The following is a 16,758-nucleotide window of genomic DNA, read 5'->3' as shown; positions in this document are numbered from 1 at the left end:
GCGCTGCTGGAATATCTGAAGCAGCCTTGAAGGAGCGAATGGTGAGTGGCGAATGGTTTCCCTTCGCTACTCACTATTCGCCACTCGCTATTCGCACGTTACGCGTTCTTCAGCGCGACACGGAATTCGGCTTCGGTCTTGGCCTTGACCTCATCGAGCGTGACGCCGTCGGCGAGCTCGATCAGCGCCATGCCGCCCTTGCCGTGCTTGTCGATGGTGAACACCGCAAGATCGGTCACCACCATATCGACCACCTTCTCGCCGGTCAGCGGCAGGTTGCATGTCTTGAGCAGCTTCGGGCCGTCCTTGGCCGAATGCTCCATCACAACGACGACGCGCTTGACGCCGGCGACGAGATCCATCGCACCGCCCATGCCCTTCACCATCTTGCCGGGGATCATCCAGTTGGCGAGGTCGCCATTCTGCGCCACCTGCATCGCGCCGAGAATGGAGAGATCGATATGCCCGCCCCGGATCATCCCGAACGAATCGGACGAGGAGAAATAGCTCGTGGTCGGCAGCTCGCTCACGGTCTGCTTGCCGGCATTGATCAGATCAGCGTCTTCCTCGCCTTCATAAGGGAAGGGCCCCATGCCCATCATGCCGTTCTCGCTCTGAAGCTGAACGTCGATCCCCTCGGGAATAAAGTTCGACACCAGCGTCGGGATTCCGATGCCAAGATTGACGTAATATCCGTCCTGCAGCTCCTTGGCGGCGCGGGCCGCCATCTGTTCACGGGTCCAGGCCATCAGATTTCAACTCCGGTTCCGGCCGCCGGCGCCTTTGACGGACGCGGGCGGGTGTTGCGAAACTCGATCCGCTTCTTGGCGGTGCCGACTTCGACGATGCGTTTGACGAAGATGCCGGGGGTATGGATGTGGTCGGGATTGAGCTCGCCGGCCGGAACCAGATGCTCGACCTCCGCGACGGTCACCTTCGCAGCCGTCGCCATCATCGGGTTAAAATTGCGCGCGGTCTTGCGATAGATGAGATTGCCGGCGGTATCGCCCTTCCAGGCGTGGACGATGGCGAGATCGCCGAACAGGCTCCGTTCCATCAGATATTTCTCGCCGTCGAACTCGCGCACTTCCTTGCCTTCGGCGATCAGCGTGCCGACACCGGTCTTGGTGAAGAAGGCCGGAATGCCTGCCCCGCCAGCGCGGATGCGCTCGGCGAGCGTGCCTTGCGGATTGAATTCGAGCTCGAGCTCGCCGGCGAGGAATTGCTGCGCAAACAGCTTGTTCTCACCGACATAGGAGGAGATCATCTTCTTGATCTGCCGCGTCTCCAAAAGCCTGGAGAGCCCTATGCCGTCGACGCCGGCATTGTTGGAAACTACCGTCAGGCCCTTCACGCCGGAGTCGCGGATCGCATCCGACAGGATTTCAGCGATGCCGCAGAGGCCGAAGCCCCCCGACATGATCATCATGTTATCCTTGAGAAGACCGTGGAGAGCCGATTTGGCGTCGGGATAAACCTTGTTCATGAAATGGGACCTGGTGGGAGAAAGCGGCGTTTAAGGCCGTCATTGACCGGATTATTAGGCGAAATCTTCGCAACGCGTCAATGACGCCCGGCGGCTCGCGTTCTTGCGTCTTAGGGATGAGCCCGCAGCATCCCGGCATGGCCTTGAAAGCGTCAAGAAAACCCATCAAGTTGCAGGGGTTGGCAAGGGTCCCGGCGCGCCCTGCCCGTCCCCGTTCAATCGCGATCCGACCGATCCTGCCGATCAGCCCATGCCACTGACCATGGCCCAAGCAATGAAGCGCCTGGGGACGCCGATCGCGGCGTTGCTGGGACTGGCGGTGCTCGGCATGATCGTGAGTTCCTGGCTGATCAACCGCGATGCCCTGCGGAATGCGGTGGAGGCGCAGATCCGCGCGGTCACGGGACTTGATCTGACGGTGAACGGCTCGATCGATGTTTCGGTGTTCCCCGGCAGCTATGTCTCGTTCCATGATGTGGGCTTGAGGGGCGGCGGTGAGGATCAGGCGCTGCGTGTCGACGTCTTGACCGCGAACCTGCGACTGCTGCCGCTGTTGCTACAGCGCTTCGAGATCGCCGATGTCATGATGCTGCGCCCCCAAATCAAGGTGAAGCTCGAGGCCGACGGCGAGAGCAACTGGACGCCCTTCATCCACACCATTGCGCGCACCATGAAGCCCGGCGCCGAGAACCAGGTGTCGTTCTCCGAAATTCGAATCCAGGACGGCGTGCTCACGTATCAGGATGCCGGCAATCATGCGCACGAGAAGCTCGAGGACATCGACCTGTCGCTGGCCTGGCCCTCGATCTCGCGTTCCTTTGCCGCCACCGGCCAATTCGATTGGCGCGGCGAGCGTGTCGACGGCGCAATCAGCGTCTCGGATTTCGTCGCGGCGCTTTCGGGCGACCGCTCCGGGCTGAAAGCGCGGCTGTCGAGCCCCCCGCTCAAGGTCGCCTTCGACGGTACGGTCGCCAACCGCACCTCGACGCTGATGGAAGGCACGCTCACCGTCGACAGCCCGTCGCTGCGCACCGCGCTGCAATGGACCGGCCAGGCCCCGCCGGGGGCCGGCGGCTTCGGCCGCTTCGCGCTGAAGGCGCGCGCCAATGTCGTCGGCGCATCGATCGCGCTCACCAATGTCAACGTGGAGCTCGACGGCAATGTCGCCGAGGGCGTGATGACATACGCCAACAACGGCCGGCAGACCTTGCAGGCGACGCTTGCTGCCGACGCGCTCGACTTCACGCCGTATATCTCGACCTTCCGCCTGCTCGCGAGCGGCGCGCACGACTGGAACCGGCAGATGTTCGACCTCAACGCGCTGTCGACGACCGATCTCGACATGCGCCTGTCGGCGGCGCGGGTCAGCGTCGGCTCCTCGAAGCTCGGCCGCACCGCCTTCGGCGCCAATCTGCGCGACGGCACGCTCGCGCTCTCGGTCGGCGAGGCGCAGGTCTATGGCGGCCTCGCCAGGGGCTCGCTCAGCGTCGCCCGCACCGACGCCGCCGCGGACGTCAAGGCGCAATTCCAATTCCTCGATGTCGACCTGCAGTCCTGCGCGAGCGAATTGTTCGGCGTCAACCGCCTTACCGGCCGCGGCAACATCAATGTCTCGCTGGCCGCGCTCGGCTCGAGCCCGTTCGCCCTGATGCAATCCCTCGACGGCACCGCGACCTTGACCGGCCATGACGGCGCGCTCTCCGGCTTCAATGTCGAGCAGTTGTTGAAGCGGCTCGAGCGCCGGCCGCTGTCGGGCGCCGGCAGCTACCGCAGCGGCTCGACGCCCTACGATACCCTCAACGTCTCGCTGAAATTCGCCGATGGCATCGCCTCGACCGACGAAGTGAAGATGGAGAACGCGACCTCGCGCGTCACGCTCAACGGCACCATCTCGGTGCCGACGCGCGAATATGACTTGAAGGGCACGGCCAGCTTGATGTCGAACGGCGCCTCGAGCTTCGATCTGCCCTTCGTGGTGCAGGGACCGTGGGACGACCCGCTGATCTTTCCCGAAGCCGAGAGCCTGATCAGCCGCTCGCCGATCACCGAACCGCTGCTCCGCGCGCTAAAGGATCAGAAGACCCGCGACGCCGTACGCGCGATGATCGAACGCCTGGCCGGTGGGCAGAGGGGCGCGAGCCCCGATGCTGCGCCCGTGAGCGCGCCGGCCGCCGCGGCGTCCGGCAAGTAGCTCGCGTATCCGTCAATTCATGGGGTCGGCGGCGTCTTCGCGCTTCACGATCCCTTCGCCGTGTCCCTGAGCCGGTCCGGGTCGAGGATGCGAACGCTGCCGCGCTGGCAACGAATGATCGACTCTTCCTCCAGATGCCGGAGCAGCTCGTTCACGGTCGTCGCACAGGACGGCCGGCGCATCCTGTCCGAGGGTTGGGTCGACTACTCGGCCAAGCTCACCCCTCAAAGTGCCGGCAAGCACGACTTCGAATACGGCGCGGGCTTCTGGACCCTCCGCGGGAATACCGCCGCTGCCCACGCGCGCATTGCCGCCGGCATGCCTGCCGACAGCTTCATGGCTCAGGGCAGCCAAGGCCAATATACGATCGTGATCCCCTCGGAGGACCTCGTCGTCGTCAAGATTGGCTGGGCCTATACGCCAAACGATGACCGCATCGCGGCCGCGCGCCTGGTCAGAGAAACCATCGCGGCGCTGCAATCGCAGAAATGACGCTTCAGGACTGCGGACATGCGCGCTTTAAGAGCACACCCAAATGATGATCAACATCATCGGAAGGGCGACGCCGACCGCGCCGCCAATCATCGCCGCGAATGCTGAAAGCAAATAGGCTCCCGCCTGCAACTCACGCAACAACATGCCGTGGCTCCATTGAGCCCCCACGGGCACTGCCCGTCCCCCACGAGATGAACGATCGAAAAGGCTGTCGCCGGGACAAGGTGTGATGCATGGCGCTTGCCCGGATTTGTACGAGGGTGCTCCCTTATGGTTAACAAAAGGTTAACGCATCCGGGCGGCCGAGCTGTCCCATGCCGCGGGCTTGAAGAGACGCCAAGTGACTGACAACGCGGCTAACCGAAGCGCGGCATCACTTCCTGGCAGAGCAACCGCAACGCATTCATCACGAGAGGATGTGGAATGAGGCTGCCGGGATTGAGTTCGGCGAGGATGCCGTCAAGTCCGATCTCCTCGCGCAGGCCCTGCAGCTTCTCGGCCACCTGATCGGGCGTGCCGACGATCATCTTGTCGCGCAGCGCATCCTCGTAAGCGATGGTCTGCAGTCGCTGGCCGCGCTCGGCACGCTGCTCGATGGCGCGCGCTCCCGACAGGCTTGCAGAAGCCTCGAGCTGCCCACCGATGGAGCGGAAGAGATGCATGACGCTTTCTTCGGGCTCGCGCCGTGCCCGCTCCTCGGTCTCGGCGACATAGACCGGCACCCGCAGATAGACCTCGCCCGCGCCGGGATGGCCGACGGCGCGATAGGCCTCGCGATAGTCGCGCACCAGGGGCGCCAGCTCCGAGAGCGTGCCAAGGCGCGCGGCGACGAAGATGGCGTGACCCAGCGTTCCGATCGCGGCATAGGTATCGGTGCTGGTCGCAGCGATGCGGATCGGCGGATATGGCTTCTGGCGCGGCTTTGGCACCAGGGCCACCTTGTCGTACGCGAAATATTTTCCGCGATAGGAGAAGCGCTCTTCGGTCCAGGCCCGTTTGACGATCTCGAGCGTCTCGGCGAAGCGCTCGCGGCTTTCTTCATAGGGAACGCCGTAAGCCTGGTAGGTGTGAGCAAACCCGCTGCGCCCGACGCCGAAGATGAGGCGTCCGTCGCTGATCTGGTCGACGGTCGCAGCTTCCTCCGCGAGCCGCAGCGGATGGCAGAGCGGCAACACCTGGACCGCCGTGCCGATCTTCATTCGGCGCGTGCGCTGGGCAATGGCGGCCGCAAGGATCAATGGCGACGCCAGCACCGAGCGGTCGGGCGCGAAATGCAGCTCCGCAAGCCACATCGCATCGAGCCCCCACTGCTCGGCCGCATCGACCAGCGCAAATGATTGCGCGAAGGCTTCTGCTTCGCTCGTCTCCCGGGATTTCTGAAATTCGTGGAACAGGCCAAATTCCATCATTCCTCCCGCCCATGGTTTTTGCCACCGATGGTAACGGACGCCGGAACGGATGGAAACGCCTGTCAGTGACTGGTTTCTCGATCCTCGGCCAAAGGCCGCTTGCAATGGGACGCCGTCCCGGTCCGTTTGCTGCCGCGGGGAGCGGGAGTATATTGCGCGGATGGCCGTCAGCTCGCCCGAACTGAAAGCGTTTCTGCTCGCCACGCCTTTCTTCGGCGGCCTCTCGGATGCAAGCCTCGATCTCCTGATCCCGATGCTGGTCGAGCGCCGCTTCGACACCGGCGCCACCGTCGTGGCGGAAGACGAAGCCGGGCGCTCGATGTTCATCGTTCACTCCGGCGAGCTCGAGGTGACCAAGCGCGGCGATGCGGGGCGCCTCATTCGCATGGCCCGTCTCGAGCCTGGCGACTTCTTCGGCGAAATGACGCTCATCGAGATGCAGAACCGATCGGCCACCGTGGTCGCGGAGAGCCCGACCGTGCTGTACGAGCTCACCGCCCGGAAACTCTATTCGTACTACAAGGCCGACATCCACGCCTATGTGATGGTGATGCAGAACATCAATCGCGAGCTCTGCCGGCGGCTCCGCCGCGCCGACAACCGCATCGCCGAGCTGCAGATGCTGTGTGAAAGTCGGTGATGACGTTTCGAGCGACAGCGCCTTCGCGCAAAGCCCGGAGCCGGCCATTTCGCACCTTTGATCTGCAAAACGTATCCCAGGTGAATGCGGGGGGACGGATTTGGCAGCATGATCCGCCATGGCCTGTCTCGATCCGCTCATCTCGCGCGCTCAACTGGCGATCATCGAAAGCCATCGTCTGCGCTCGGAGCTCAATCACCTCTGCGCAGAGGGCTCGCATGCTCGCGAGTTGCTACAGGTATTGATTTTCGAGAACGCATCGCTGTGCGTTGAAGCCCGTTCCGTCCGCGAGGAGATGATCTACAGGCGATCTCCCAGACCGCGCAGCCCGCTGTACCCTCTTCCATGTCCCGCCCTGGCTCAGCGCAGGCCTGCCTGAGCCGAGAGCCCCTTGGCGCGCTGTGCGAGCCAGCCGAGCAGGTCGCGCCCCGCCGCCGACGCTACAATCGGGATGGCACAACCCAGACCAGCCCTTGCCACGGCTTACCGCTTGGGGTCAGCGCCATGAAGTCGCGAGTCGCATCGCGGACCAAATTGAGCCTGGCCATGACGGCCTGGGAGCGCTCGTTGTCCGGGCTCGTGTAGGACAGGATTTCGCTCAGGCCAACCTGATGGACAGCATACCGGAGGGCTGCCATGGCGCTTTCAGTCGCGTAGCCATGCCCCCAAGCCCCGCGCACGAACCGCCAACCGACCTCAAAATGTGCCCCGAGCGGATGATCTTTCGACAACCGGGGCATCACGCCTGCATATCCTAAGAATGCGCCGTCGAGATTTTCAACGGCCCATCGCGAAACGCCATGATCGCGTTCAGCGGCAACGTATCGCTCGAATTTCTCGTTGCACTCCGAGAGGGTGAGAGCGCCCCCGTAATCGGCCATGACCTTGGGATCGGCGTGCATGGCCGCGAACGCTTCGCGATGGCGATCATCCCATCTGTGAAGTCGAAGGCGCGGCGTTTCGATCATGCTGCGTTGCTCCGGCTCGCCCTAACCCACTCGGGCAGGCGCTTGCAGGATCATCTAGCCAAGCGGCGCCCTCTCGGCCTTCGACGCCGCCTGAGCAAATCTTTCGTAGAGCGTCCAATCCAGCGGATGCTCTTCGAGCGTTTCCGGATCCCACACGCGACGTGGCAGGACCAAAATGTCGCCGCCATAAACATGCAATCCGAGCGAGGGCGCATCGCCGCGGCATTCAACGACGTGAACCGCGCCTGCGGCGAGCGGGAGTACGGTGCCGGGCGTCAACGTCGCCTCTCCGGTCCTGCGCAGCCTGCCGTGTTCACAATCGTAAAGCGTGTTTTTTTCTTCACCCGACAATTGCAGAATTGCAGCCCAGGTGCCGTGAGTGTGCGGTGGCGTGCGACGCCCGACGGGAAAGCACACCTTGAGGAGCGTGAGTTGCGGCGATCGATAAAATACCTGCCGCGGATTGCCGCCTGTCCCTGGGATATACGAGAGCAGTTTGTCGACGTCCACTCGCCCGCGCAATGATTCCAGGATTTCGCGGACGGCATTCATCGGATGGTCGCTTTCGCCTGCCCGCCCGAACGTTTCGACCAGTTCAAATACCTTCATCTGAAGATCCCTCCCCTTGAGAGGCGCTCCACGCAGATGCAGGATAACGGAAAGTCACCAGGATCAAAAATCATTCTAAGCCTGAGGAGAGCCGGGACTTCTCAACTGGCGCGCTTGCAGAGCGGCTGGCCCTTGGCGGCCATGGCGGCGGCAGATCAGATGGAAAGAACGTCGATCTCAGTCCCGGGGGCAATTGACGTGCGTCAATGTGAGGGACGATCATAGCGCTAGGCCGCGATCGTTGCCCTCTTTTGCCGGCGCATGGCGACGCCGACGAAGCCCGAATCCCAGCCCAACCCGATCCACGCCTGCTATTCCTTGAGGCTACCAGTCAGCATTCCGCGCACGAGATATGAGCGCACGACGAACGTGAAGAGGAGCACCGGCAGCAGCACGAGCACACCGGCCGCGGCGATCTTGCCCCATTCCCAGCCGGCGTACTGCATGAAATTGACGATCGCGACGGGAGCAGTCATGGCGTTCGTGCGTGTCAGGATCAATGCGAAAAAGAAATCATTCCATGAGAGGATGAAGCACAGGATGCCGGTCGCCGCGAGGCCGGGCGCAGAAAGCGGCAGGGTGACGCGCAGAAAGGCTTGCCAGATGCCAGCGCCATCGATCCAGGCGGCCTCCTCGAGCGAGCGCGGAACGGCGGCGAAAAAGCTGCGCATCGTCCACACGACCAGCGGGAGGTTGAAGGTCAGATAGATGATGACCAGCCCGCTGACGGTGTCGATCAGGCCGAGCCACGTGAAGGCGAGGAAGAACGGAATGGTGAAGGCGATGGGTGGCGCCATGCGCGTGACGAGAATCCACATCGCAATTCGGCGCGTGCTGCGGAACGGGAAGCGTGTCAGTGCGTAGGCGGCGGGCGCCCCGATCAGCAGCGCGAGCGCTGTTGACGCGGTGCTCGCGACGAGGCTGTTCAAGAACGATGCGGGAAAGCCGCCCGCTCCGAGCGCGCGATAGTTGTTGAGCGTCGGGGTGAAGGAGAGGCTCGCCGAAAGGATGGAGCTACTGCTGCGGAACGACATCTCGACCAGCCACAGCACGGGGGCAAGCGTGATAAGCAGGATCGCGGCGCTGGCGGCATTGATCAGATGCCGGTGCAGGCGTCGCCGTGAAATCCGGCGGCGGCCCGCGGGTGTTGCGTAGGCTTGCGATGCGGAGAGCGTACTAGTCATCGGCACGGCCGGAGACCCGGTTGACGACAAGGCTCAGCAGGAAGACGCCAATCACCATCAGCGTAGCGATGGCGCTGCCGTAGCCCCAATAGGTGAAGTTGAAGGTCTGGATGAAGGCGTAGTAGTTGGTGACCTCGGTAGCCTGACCGGGCCCGCCATTTGTGAGCACATAGATCAGCGGAAAGGCCTTGATACTGTCGATCAGGCGGAACAGCACGGCAACGCCGAGCACGGGACGCAAAAATGGCAGCCGGATATGGCGGAACATCTGCCACGCGCCGGCTCCGTCGATGCAACCTGCTTCCAGCAGCTCGGGTGGGATCATCTGCAACGCGCTCAGAAGCATCAGAAAGGTGAATGGAAACCATTCCCAGGTATCCGCCACCGCAATTGCCGGCAGCGCCGTTGCCGGCTCGGTGATCAGCGACCCCAGCGGCAGCCCGATAAAGCTGAAAACCGCATAGAGCGGGCTGATGTTCGGCGTGTAGAGAATCTTCCAGACGATCGCCACGACGATGGGCGGCAGCACCATCGGGATCAGAAATCCCGTACGCACCGCCTCGGCGAAGCGAGAGTTGATGTTGAGCAGGAGGGCGAGACCGAGTCCCGTCAACGTCTGCAATCCGACCGTGATCGCCGACAATTCAACTTGCAGGCCGACCGAGTGGAGAAAGCTGCTCTCGAACAGCGCCTGCCGGTAATTGCCCAGCGGATTCGAGAAATCGAGGCCGCTACCCGGGTTAAGCGGCGTCATCGGCGTCAGGCTGGTCACGAGGAGATAGATCGCCGGGCCGACCGTCACGGCGGCAAGAACCAGAAGCGCCGGCATCAGGCCAAGGACGAAGGCCCGCCGCTGCTGGGCCTGCCAGGTCGCAACCGCCATCGTCACGTGCCGGAGATCGAAGCGGAAGGCATCAGAGCTTGACGCCAGCGCGCTGCAGCTGCGCTATCGAGTTGCTCTGCGCCGCCGCCATGGCTTCCTTGGCCGACTTCTCGCCCGAAACGATGCTCTCGATCGCGATGTTGATCTCGCGGTCGACTTGCGGATAGGGCGGCACGGTGCGGTAGGCCATATAGCCTTTGTTCGCAAGCTCGATCGTGTCCAGGTAGATCTTCGCGATGTCGTATCCATTGTAGGTGAGCTTCTGCTTGAACTCGGGCATCTCGATGATCGAGCGACGGGTCACCGAGCTCCAGCCTTGCTCGCGGAACATCCGCAGCAATAACGGTTTCGACATTGCCCAGACGATGAATTGCCATGCCGCCTCCTTGTTGCGCGAGCCGACGGGGATGCCCCAGCCATGCGTCGCCAGTTGCGGAAAGCGGCCAGCGGGACCAGCGGGAAACATCGAAAACGCGCAGGTCTTCTGCACCTTGCTCTTCGGCGAAGCCATCGCCACGACGAACGCCTCATTTTCGGTGGTATAGTTCGTCTGTCCGTTCTGCAGCGTCGCAACCACCTCGTCGTAGGTATAGGACAGCGCGCCCTTGGGGCCGTACTTGCGCAACAGGTCGCTGAAGAAGCCGGCGGCCTCGATGGCTTCCGGCGTGTCGAGCACCGGCATCAGATCGTGCGGCGCATTGCGAAACACGTTGGCGCCGAAGCCCTGCAGGAAGCCGATGAAGGTCCAGCCGTAGTGATTCTCGACGATGAATCCGGGCACGTCGTCTTTGCCGTTGACCGCTTGCAGCATTTTGGGAATGTCGGCAAACTTGTCGGGCAGCGTGAACCCCGCCTGCGTGATCAAATCGTAGCGAGAGGCCGCAGACATCATCAGGTCCGCGATCCAGGGGACGGCGCCGAGCTGTCCCTTCGCGTCCTTGAAGGCGCCTGTCGTGCCGGGGAGGAAATCAGCAGCATCCCAGTCGGCAGGCGTCAGCTTCGGGTTGCTCATGAACTCATCGAGCGGCGTGACCCAGCCGGCGCCGATCCAGCGGCCGATATAGATGAAGGTGACGTTGATGACGTCGTAGGCATCGCTGCGCGTCGCGAGCGCGATATCCATCCTCTGATTGTACACCGGAAAGGACGGTGTGGTGTAGATCACCTTCGCGCCGGTTTCTTCCTCGAACTCGGGAATGTACTTGGCCAGGAACTGCGGATAGGGCGCGCTCCAACACGAGACATTGAGCGTGACCCCCTTGAGCGGCTTCGCGCCGATCGCAGCCGGCGCTCTTCCGGGAAGGACGAGTAGACTGCCAGCCGCCGCGCCACCCATCAGGACCTGACGACGCCCGATCTTGCCACGCATCACTTCCTCCCTCGAGGCGGCGACCCGCTTATCATCGGAGCCCCCGGATTGCCAGGCGCGGGCCGTTCAATATGCTTGTTTTAGCGCATTCTAAACGTTTAGAATACACTCACCGCAGGTATTTGCAACAGAATGTTCAAACGCGATGACCACGATCAGTGACGTCGCCGAGCTCGCCGGGGTGTCGATTGCCACGGTCTCGGCCGTGATCAACGATAGCGCGCCAGTCAGGCCGGCGCTGCGGCAGCGCGTGCTGTCGGCGATCGACGCGACGAAGTACCAGCCGCATAGTGTTGCGCGCAGCCTGAAGACAGGAATCAGCCGCACCATCGGGCTCGTCATCAGCGACGTCACCAACCCGTTCTTCGGCGCGATTGCCCGGACCATCGAATCGACTCTTCAGGCGCAAGGCTATGCGTTGATGCTTTGCAATTCCGACGAGGATCCCGAGAAGGAGGAGCGCTATCTCCGCTTGCTGCAGAGTCACCGCGTCTCCGGAATCGTTATCGCCCTGGCGGGCTCCGACCCGAGTTACGGCCGGCGCATTGGCGAGATCATCAAGGCGCCCGCGGTCCTGATCGACCGCACGAACCCGGTCCTGCCGCTGGATTCGGTGACGGTCGACAATGCCGGCGGCACGCTGGCGGCGATCACTCAGTTGCTTGCCGCCGGTCGGCGGCGCATCGGGATCGTGCTCGGACCCAAGGGCGTCTCGACGAGCGAAGAGCGCCTCGCCGGATACCAAAAGGCCCTCCTCGCCCACGACATCGCCTTTGAGCCGCGCCTGGTGCGTCATGGCTATTTTCGCCAGGATGAGGGCTTTGCCGCCACGCGAAGTCTGCTCGCCGAGGAGCGTCCGGACGCGATCTTCGCCGCCAACAACCTGATGGCGATTGGCGCGCTCAAAGCGATTGCTGCGGCAGGCCTGGTCTGCCCTCGCGACGTATCCATCGCCTGCTTCGACGACTTCGAGTGGGCTGCCGTCTGCGAGCCGAAGATCACGACCGTGGAGCAACCGACAGAGGAGATCGGCCGCACTGCCGTCTCGCTGCTGTTCGAACGCATCCGCGGCACAGCCTCGGTGAAGACGCCGCGCCGCATCGTGCTGCCGGCACGGCTCATCAGCCGCACCGGAGCCTGAGGCAACCATGCCGATTTTGCTCGCGGCATGGCGGCCATGTCGCACTCCAGGGGGACGGAGCTCCGGGCGGTAGAGAAAGAACAATTCTATTGCGAAGACTTTGGTAACCTACGGTTGGATCGCGGGAGTGCTCATAGGATGTCGGCGCGTGAGAAGATCAGGGAAAGGCTTGCCGCGGAGCTTGGCGACGCGCAACTCGCGCAGCGGCTGGCCGAAATCATCGAGGTTGATGCGCTTTGCTGGAGGCCGCCTGCCATCGCGCCCAACAAGATCCAGACGATCATTGGCTTCACATTCGGCAATCGCATGGCGCCGAACGGGAACCGCGAGCCGGGTCCGGTCAATCAAGCACTGGCCGCCCTCGCCGCGCGCCTTTCGCAAGAGGCCGACGCGCGCCTCATCGCGCAATGGGAAGTGGCCGAAGCCGCAGCATCGCTGCTGCCCCCGGAGGCGGTCATATCGATCTTTCCGCGGCGCGACGAGCGCGATGAGCCGGTTTATCTTGGAACCACAGCCGTGCTCGAGGACATCGCACGGCGATGGCCGCCGGAGAGCCTCGGCTGCATCGGCGTCATTGCTTTTTCGGATCACGCGTTCCGCTGTGTCGAAACGGCGCGGCGGCTCGGCTTCGATGCATACGTGCCAGCCGGATATGCGCTGCCGACTGAGTACGACCCCCAGTCCGGCCAGGCATGGTGCCGTAATCGGCTTGCATATTTGCTGCACGACGTCATGTTGCGCGTCAGCGATCGTCGCGCCGCGATACTGTCGGGGTGATGCGTGTCTCGAGGCTCCTTGGCTTCAGCCGCAGGGGTTGGCATTGTCCGCGCTGCGGCTCGTGCCACTATCCGCGATGCCGACGCGCCGGCACCTCTAATGATAACCCGACCGTGGTACCAACTATAATACGGATGGCCATGACCGCGTGTGGGCACGAGAGAGTTGCGGTATTGCTTCGCGCCGCTCGCAATGACCGGCAATCTCGTGAAGATAGGGCGGCTCAAAGCCGAGCCGCTCGCGCAACCTCGACTTGAGCGCCATAAGCCGCCTGCCCGACAGAAAATGGAAAGAGACTGAGAGCGTCTCCGCTCAGCACCATCTCTCCGGAGGTGAGATTGTTCAGGCCGACCCATCCATCGCGTATCCAGACCACGCCCGGCCGCACGTCGCGGGTTATGCAGGCCGTTGCAGCGAACTCACCCCGGTCGTTGTAGATCCTGATCGCATCACCGTCGGCGAGCCGGCGCGCCTGTGCATCCACAGGCGAGATCCAAAGTTGCGGGGCGGTATTGTGCTTTGCCAACGACGACAGCGCTTTGCCTTCGTCGTAGAACGCATGGAAGTGTGTGAGCGTCCTTCCGAAGCTCAACGCCAGCGGATAGCGTGAACTTTCGTTACCCTCGTGCACCGGCAGCGGCGGCAGCCCCAGGCTGGCTGCTTGCGACGAATGGAATTCGATCTTCCCGGACGGTGAATCGAATTTCCGATCCGCATAGGCGACGGCACGCACCTTCAGAGGTACGAAGCCGCCCGCAGCGCGCAGAGAGGCAACAGTCGCATGGCCGGTCGTCGGATCATTCAGGATGACGTCGATCATCTCTTCCGTCGATGCCCATGGAAAGAAGTCAGCAAGGCCCAGAGAATTTGCCAGAGATTTCAGGATTTCGTGGATGGGACGGGTCTCTCCCTCCCGCTCAAGCGCACGCTCCATCAAATAGAGGTGCGTGTTCGTGAACTTGAACCCCAATTCCTCGAGCCATGCGGTTCCTGGCAGCACGACATCCGCGAAGCGCCGCGCAGTCTCGTTCATGAACAGATCGACGCAGACGACCATCTCAGTCTTCTCGAGCCCACGCGAGATTTCTGCGGCGTCGGCAAACGACGACAGCATGTTGGTGCCCAGAAGCAGCAAGACCTTGAGCCGTCGATCGGACAAGGCCTTTGCGATCTCGGGCATCTGGTTGGGAATGGTGTTGCCCGGCGCGCGCGTCACGCCCGCGTTCAGATGGCCCAAGCTCACGCTGTGGGCGCCGTGACGCGGACCAAGACCGCCCCCCGGAATGCCAAAATCACCTGTCAAAGCCGGCAGACAGCTGATCGCACGCGCCGCGTGCCAGCCGTTGGCACCCTTGTGCATGGAGCTGCCGCCGAACAGGATCATGGCCGGTCGTGTGGACGCGTAGCTTCTCGCAAACGAGGCAATCTGGCTTTCCTCAAGACCCGTCTCCGCCGCCGCCCACGCCGGCGTGAAGGGCAGAATGTGCGACGACAATTCCTCAAATCCGACCGTATGAGCACCAACGAATGCAGGGTCATGGAGCTTTTCCGTGATGATGACATGCATCACGGCCAATGCGAGGGCGGCGTCCGACCCGGGCCGGATCAGCAGAACCTCATCCGATTGAGCCGCCGCTTCCGTCCTCCTCACATCGATCGTGACGATCTTGGCTCTGCGACGCCGAGCCGCGACGACGTGACGGGCGGTGTTGGGCTGGCTCGCAATGTTCGCGCCCCAAAGCACGATCATGTTCGAGTTCTCGGCCATGTCCTCCTTGGTATTGACCTTGAGGGCCCCCGACAGGCCTGCGCCGAAGCCGCCAAGCCCCCAGCAGATCATTGCGGGGTGCCAATTCTGGCATCCGTACATATTCGCAAAACGCTGCATGAGCTGGACTGTTATGGCGCTGCCCGTGGTGAAGCCGCCATGTCCCGCCCATAGCCCGACAGCCTCGGGGCCGGCTGTCCGGATCCGCTTCGCCATGAACTCCAGCGCCTCGTCCCAGCTCACGCGCCGCCAGGCGTCGGTGCGGCGATCATCGCGAATTTGGGGGTAAAGAAGCCGTTTCGGATTGCCGAATATCTCGCCGGTCGCGCGGCCGCGCACGCAAAGAAACCCGCGGCTGTCCGGATTGTCCTTGTCTCCGCTCAGTGTCTTCAGCCGACCGCCTTCGACCTCGACCAGCATCCCGCAATAGGTCGGATGACAATTCATCGGACACATGGTGCGGACAATCTTGGGGCCGGCAGTCGTCATGACTGAATGCTCCTGATCCTGTTCTCGTTATCCATCTTATCAGAGAAGGCGTCGACCGGCAGCCCCTCGGATGAGCTGGCTTCACGCGCACGGCATTGTCTGTGCTTGGCGCTATCCACCCGCGATGGGCAGATTTTTCCACTTGAGGATTGCCAATCTGTCCAGCATAGCGAGTCGAAGACTATGTCCATGAATCTTGCTATGGACAATTGAGCATTCACCGCGACATTGACGAGGGCATAATGCAAGGCAGTTGTCTTTGTGGAGCAGTCGAGTTTCGGGTCGAGGCCATCTCTCCCAAGGCCTATCGGTGCCACTGCTCTCTTTGTCGCAAACAAGGGGGCGCGTCCTCAAATTTGGCAATCATCGTGGAAGCGCAAAACTTCAGCTGGATCACCGGACGAGAGCACATCTCGTCCTACGTCAGACCAACCAGCTTTCGTTCTGACTTCTGTGCGAGATGCGGTTCTCCTGTCCCAAACCCATTAAGGACCACGGCCTATTATTGGGTGCCCGCAGGCTTGCTTGATGATTTGGAGACCCTCGAAATTGGAGCACGTCTGTACACCGCCTCCAAGGCATCCTGGGAAACGATTCCATCCGATGCCCCGCATTTCGAAACGGTGCCGAAGCTGTCACAATTGATCGAACTATTGAGTCCCCGAAGGCAATGAACGCGTCCTTGAGGGTCACCTTTCCTGGTGCGCTTCGTGACGTAGCCAGGTCCAACGGATGGCGCGGCACGGTATCAAAAGGGGTGGGAGTGGCGGCGAGGCGACAATGCATTCGCATCAAGGGAGAGAAGCGATGGACCTGAAGGGCGCGGTGGCACTGGTGACGGGCGGCAATGGGGGGCTGGGGCAGCGCATCTGCCACGCCCTTGCGCAGGAGGGCGCGCATGTCGCGATCATGTACGCGCGCAGCCGCGAGCAGGCGGAAGGCGTCGCCGGCGAACTGGCGTCGCGTTATCAAATCAAGTCTCAAGCGTTTGCCTGCGACATCACGGACGGCGCGGCTGTGGGTAGGCTGGTCGGCGAAGTCACCCAGGCCTTCGGCCGCCTGGATGTTCTGGTCAATGACGCCGCTTACAATTTCGCGATCCCTTTCGTCAATCTCGACGATCTGACGATCGAAGTATGGGAAAGGATCATGGCCACCAACCTGACGGGTCCGATGCTTCTGACCAAGGCGGTTGCCCCTGTCATGAAGGCGCAAGGGAAAGGCCGCATCGTCAACATCGCGTCAGTAGCTGGCTTAAGCCCCATGGGCTCTTCGATCGCCTACGCCGTATCGAAGGCGGGCCTCATTCATCTGACGCGTTGCATGGCGGTGGCGCTGGCGCCCGAGAC

The 16,758-nt window shown here is 62.5% G+C and carries 16 protein-coding genes; 7 read left to right on the top strand and 9 right to left on the bottom strand.

The features are described 5' to 3' along the window. Positions 1 to 98: 98 nt before the first annotated feature. Together VKR55_RS11675 and VKR55_RS11670 are read right to left on the bottom strand one after the other, a co-directional pair. Positions 99 to 749, bottom strand: coding sequence for a 3-oxoacid CoA-transferase subunit B (locus tag VKR55_RS11675; protein ID WP_324403042.1), 651 nt, complete (start codon positions 747 to 749; stop codon positions 99 to 101). Then, positions 749 to 1,486, bottom strand: coding sequence for a CoA transferase subunit A (locus tag VKR55_RS11670; protein WP_324403040.1), 738 nt, complete (start codon positions 1,484 to 1,486; stop codon positions 749 to 751). The genes VKR55_RS11675 and VKR55_RS11670 overlap by 1 nt, the downstream gene beginning before the upstream one ends. Before the next feature lie 262 nt (positions 1,487 to 1,748). On the opposite strand from VKR55_RS11670, the gene VKR55_RS11665 reads away from it, so the two are divergent. Both VKR55_RS11665 and VKR55_RS11660 read left to right on the top strand, forming a co-directional pair. Beyond that, a complete protein-coding gene (locus tag VKR55_RS11665; protein ID WP_324403076.1) occupies positions 1,749 to 3,677 on the top strand; it encodes an AsmA family protein in 1,929 nt (642 codons plus the stop codon). Between the two features lie 87 nt (positions 3,678 to 3,764). Continuing rightward, complete coding sequence (locus VKR55_RS11660; protein WP_324403038.1) at positions 3,765 to 4,169, top strand: hypothetical protein; 405 nt, start codon at positions 3,765 to 3,767, stop codon at positions 4,167 to 4,169. Between the two features lie 359 nt (positions 4,170 to 4,528). Here the strand turns inward: VKR55_RS11660 and VKR55_RS11655 are convergent, their stop codons facing one another. Next, complete coding sequence (locus tag VKR55_RS11655; protein WP_324403036.1) at positions 4,529 to 5,578, bottom strand: LLM class flavin-dependent oxidoreductase; 1,050 nt, start codon at positions 5,576 to 5,578, stop codon at positions 4,529 to 4,531. A 163-nt stretch (positions 5,579 to 5,741) separates the two neighbouring features. Here VKR55_RS11655 and VKR55_RS11650 point away from each other — a divergent pair, with 163 nt between their 5' ends. After that, the gene (locus VKR55_RS11650) at positions 5,742 to 6,221 is read left to right on the top strand and encodes a Crp/Fnr family transcriptional regulator (protein WP_324403034.1); all 480 of its coding nucleotides are present in this window, start codon (positions 5,742 to 5,744) and stop codon (positions 6,219 to 6,221) included. Positions 6,222 to 6,661: 440 nt separating this feature from the next. Here VKR55_RS11650 and VKR55_RS11645 read toward each other — a convergent pair whose 3' ends face one another. The 5 genes from VKR55_RS11645 to VKR55_RS11625 form a co-directional block, all read right to left on the bottom strand. Continuing rightward, entirely contained in the window at positions 6,662 to 7,189 is a 528-nt protein-coding gene (locus VKR55_RS11645; RefSeq protein WP_324403032.1) for a GNAT family N-acetyltransferase, read from the bottom strand. Positions 7,190 to 7,243: 54 nt separating this feature from the next. Beyond that, positions 7,244 to 7,798 (bottom strand): cysteine dioxygenase family protein, encoded by a 555-nt coding sequence (locus VKR55_RS11640; protein ID WP_324403030.1) that lies wholly within the window; start codon positions 7,796 to 7,798, stop codon positions 7,244 to 7,246. 311 nt (positions 7,799 to 8,109) lie between these two features. Continuing rightward, the gene (locus VKR55_RS11635) at positions 8,110 to 8,850 is read right to left on the bottom strand and encodes a carbohydrate ABC transporter permease (RefSeq protein WP_324403028.1); all 741 of its coding nucleotides are present in this window, start codon (positions 8,848 to 8,850) and stop codon (positions 8,110 to 8,112) included. 124 nt (positions 8,851 to 8,974) lie between these two features. Further along, complete coding sequence (locus VKR55_RS11630; protein ID WP_324403026.1) at positions 8,975 to 9,865, bottom strand: carbohydrate ABC transporter permease; 891 nt, start codon at positions 9,863 to 9,865, stop codon at positions 8,975 to 8,977. Positions 9,866 to 9,896: 31 nt separating this feature from the next. Beyond that, positions 9,897 to 11,234 carry an ABC transporter substrate-binding protein gene (locus VKR55_RS11625; protein WP_324403024.1) on the bottom strand — a complete coding sequence of 446 codons (1,338 nt, stop codon included), beginning with the start codon at positions 11,232 to 11,234 and terminating at the stop codon, positions 9,897 to 9,899. Between the two features lie 145 nt (positions 11,235 to 11,379). Here VKR55_RS11625 and VKR55_RS11620 point away from each other — a divergent pair, with 145 nt between their 5' ends. Next, entirely contained in the window at positions 11,380 to 12,375 is a 996-nt protein-coding gene (locus VKR55_RS11620; RefSeq protein WP_324403022.1) for a LacI family DNA-binding transcriptional regulator, read from the top strand. Positions 12,376 to 12,402: 27 nt separating this feature from the next. After that, on the top strand, positions 12,403 to 13,152 hold the full coding sequence (locus VKR55_RS11615; protein WP_324403020.1) for a hypothetical protein: 750 nt from the start codon (positions 12,403 to 12,405) through the stop codon (positions 13,150 to 13,152). A gap of 223 nt (positions 13,153 to 13,375) precedes the next feature. Here the strand turns inward: VKR55_RS11615 and VKR55_RS11610 are convergent, their stop codons facing one another. Further along, positions 13,376 to 15,409 (bottom strand): molybdopterin-containing oxidoreductase family protein, encoded by a 2,034-nt coding sequence (locus tag VKR55_RS11610; RefSeq protein WP_324403018.1) that lies wholly within the window; start codon positions 15,407 to 15,409, stop codon positions 13,376 to 13,378. A 242-nt stretch (positions 15,410 to 15,651) separates the two neighbouring features. Between VKR55_RS11610 and VKR55_RS33050 the strand changes: the two genes are divergently transcribed. Both VKR55_RS33050 and VKR55_RS11605 read left to right on the top strand, forming a co-directional pair. After that, positions 15,652 to 16,083: a GFA family protein gene (locus VKR55_RS33050; RefSeq protein WP_414642341.1), complete on the top strand. Its 432-nt coding sequence runs from the start codon at positions 15,652 to 15,654 to the stop codon at positions 16,081 to 16,083. Between the two features lie 133 nt (positions 16,084 to 16,216). Further along, positions 16,217 to 16,758, top strand: a 542-nt coding sequence (locus VKR55_RS11605) for an SDR family NAD(P)-dependent oxidoreductase (protein WP_324403017.1), incomplete at its 3' end; no start/stop codon positions are given.

Origin of the sequence: Bradyrhizobium sp. (assembly GCF_035309285.1) — a bacterium.
Classification (GTDB): Bacteria; Pseudomonadota; Alphaproteobacteria; order Rhizobiales; family Xanthobacteraceae; genus Bradyrhizobium.
This window is presented reverse-complemented; position numbering and strand designations above follow the sequence as displayed.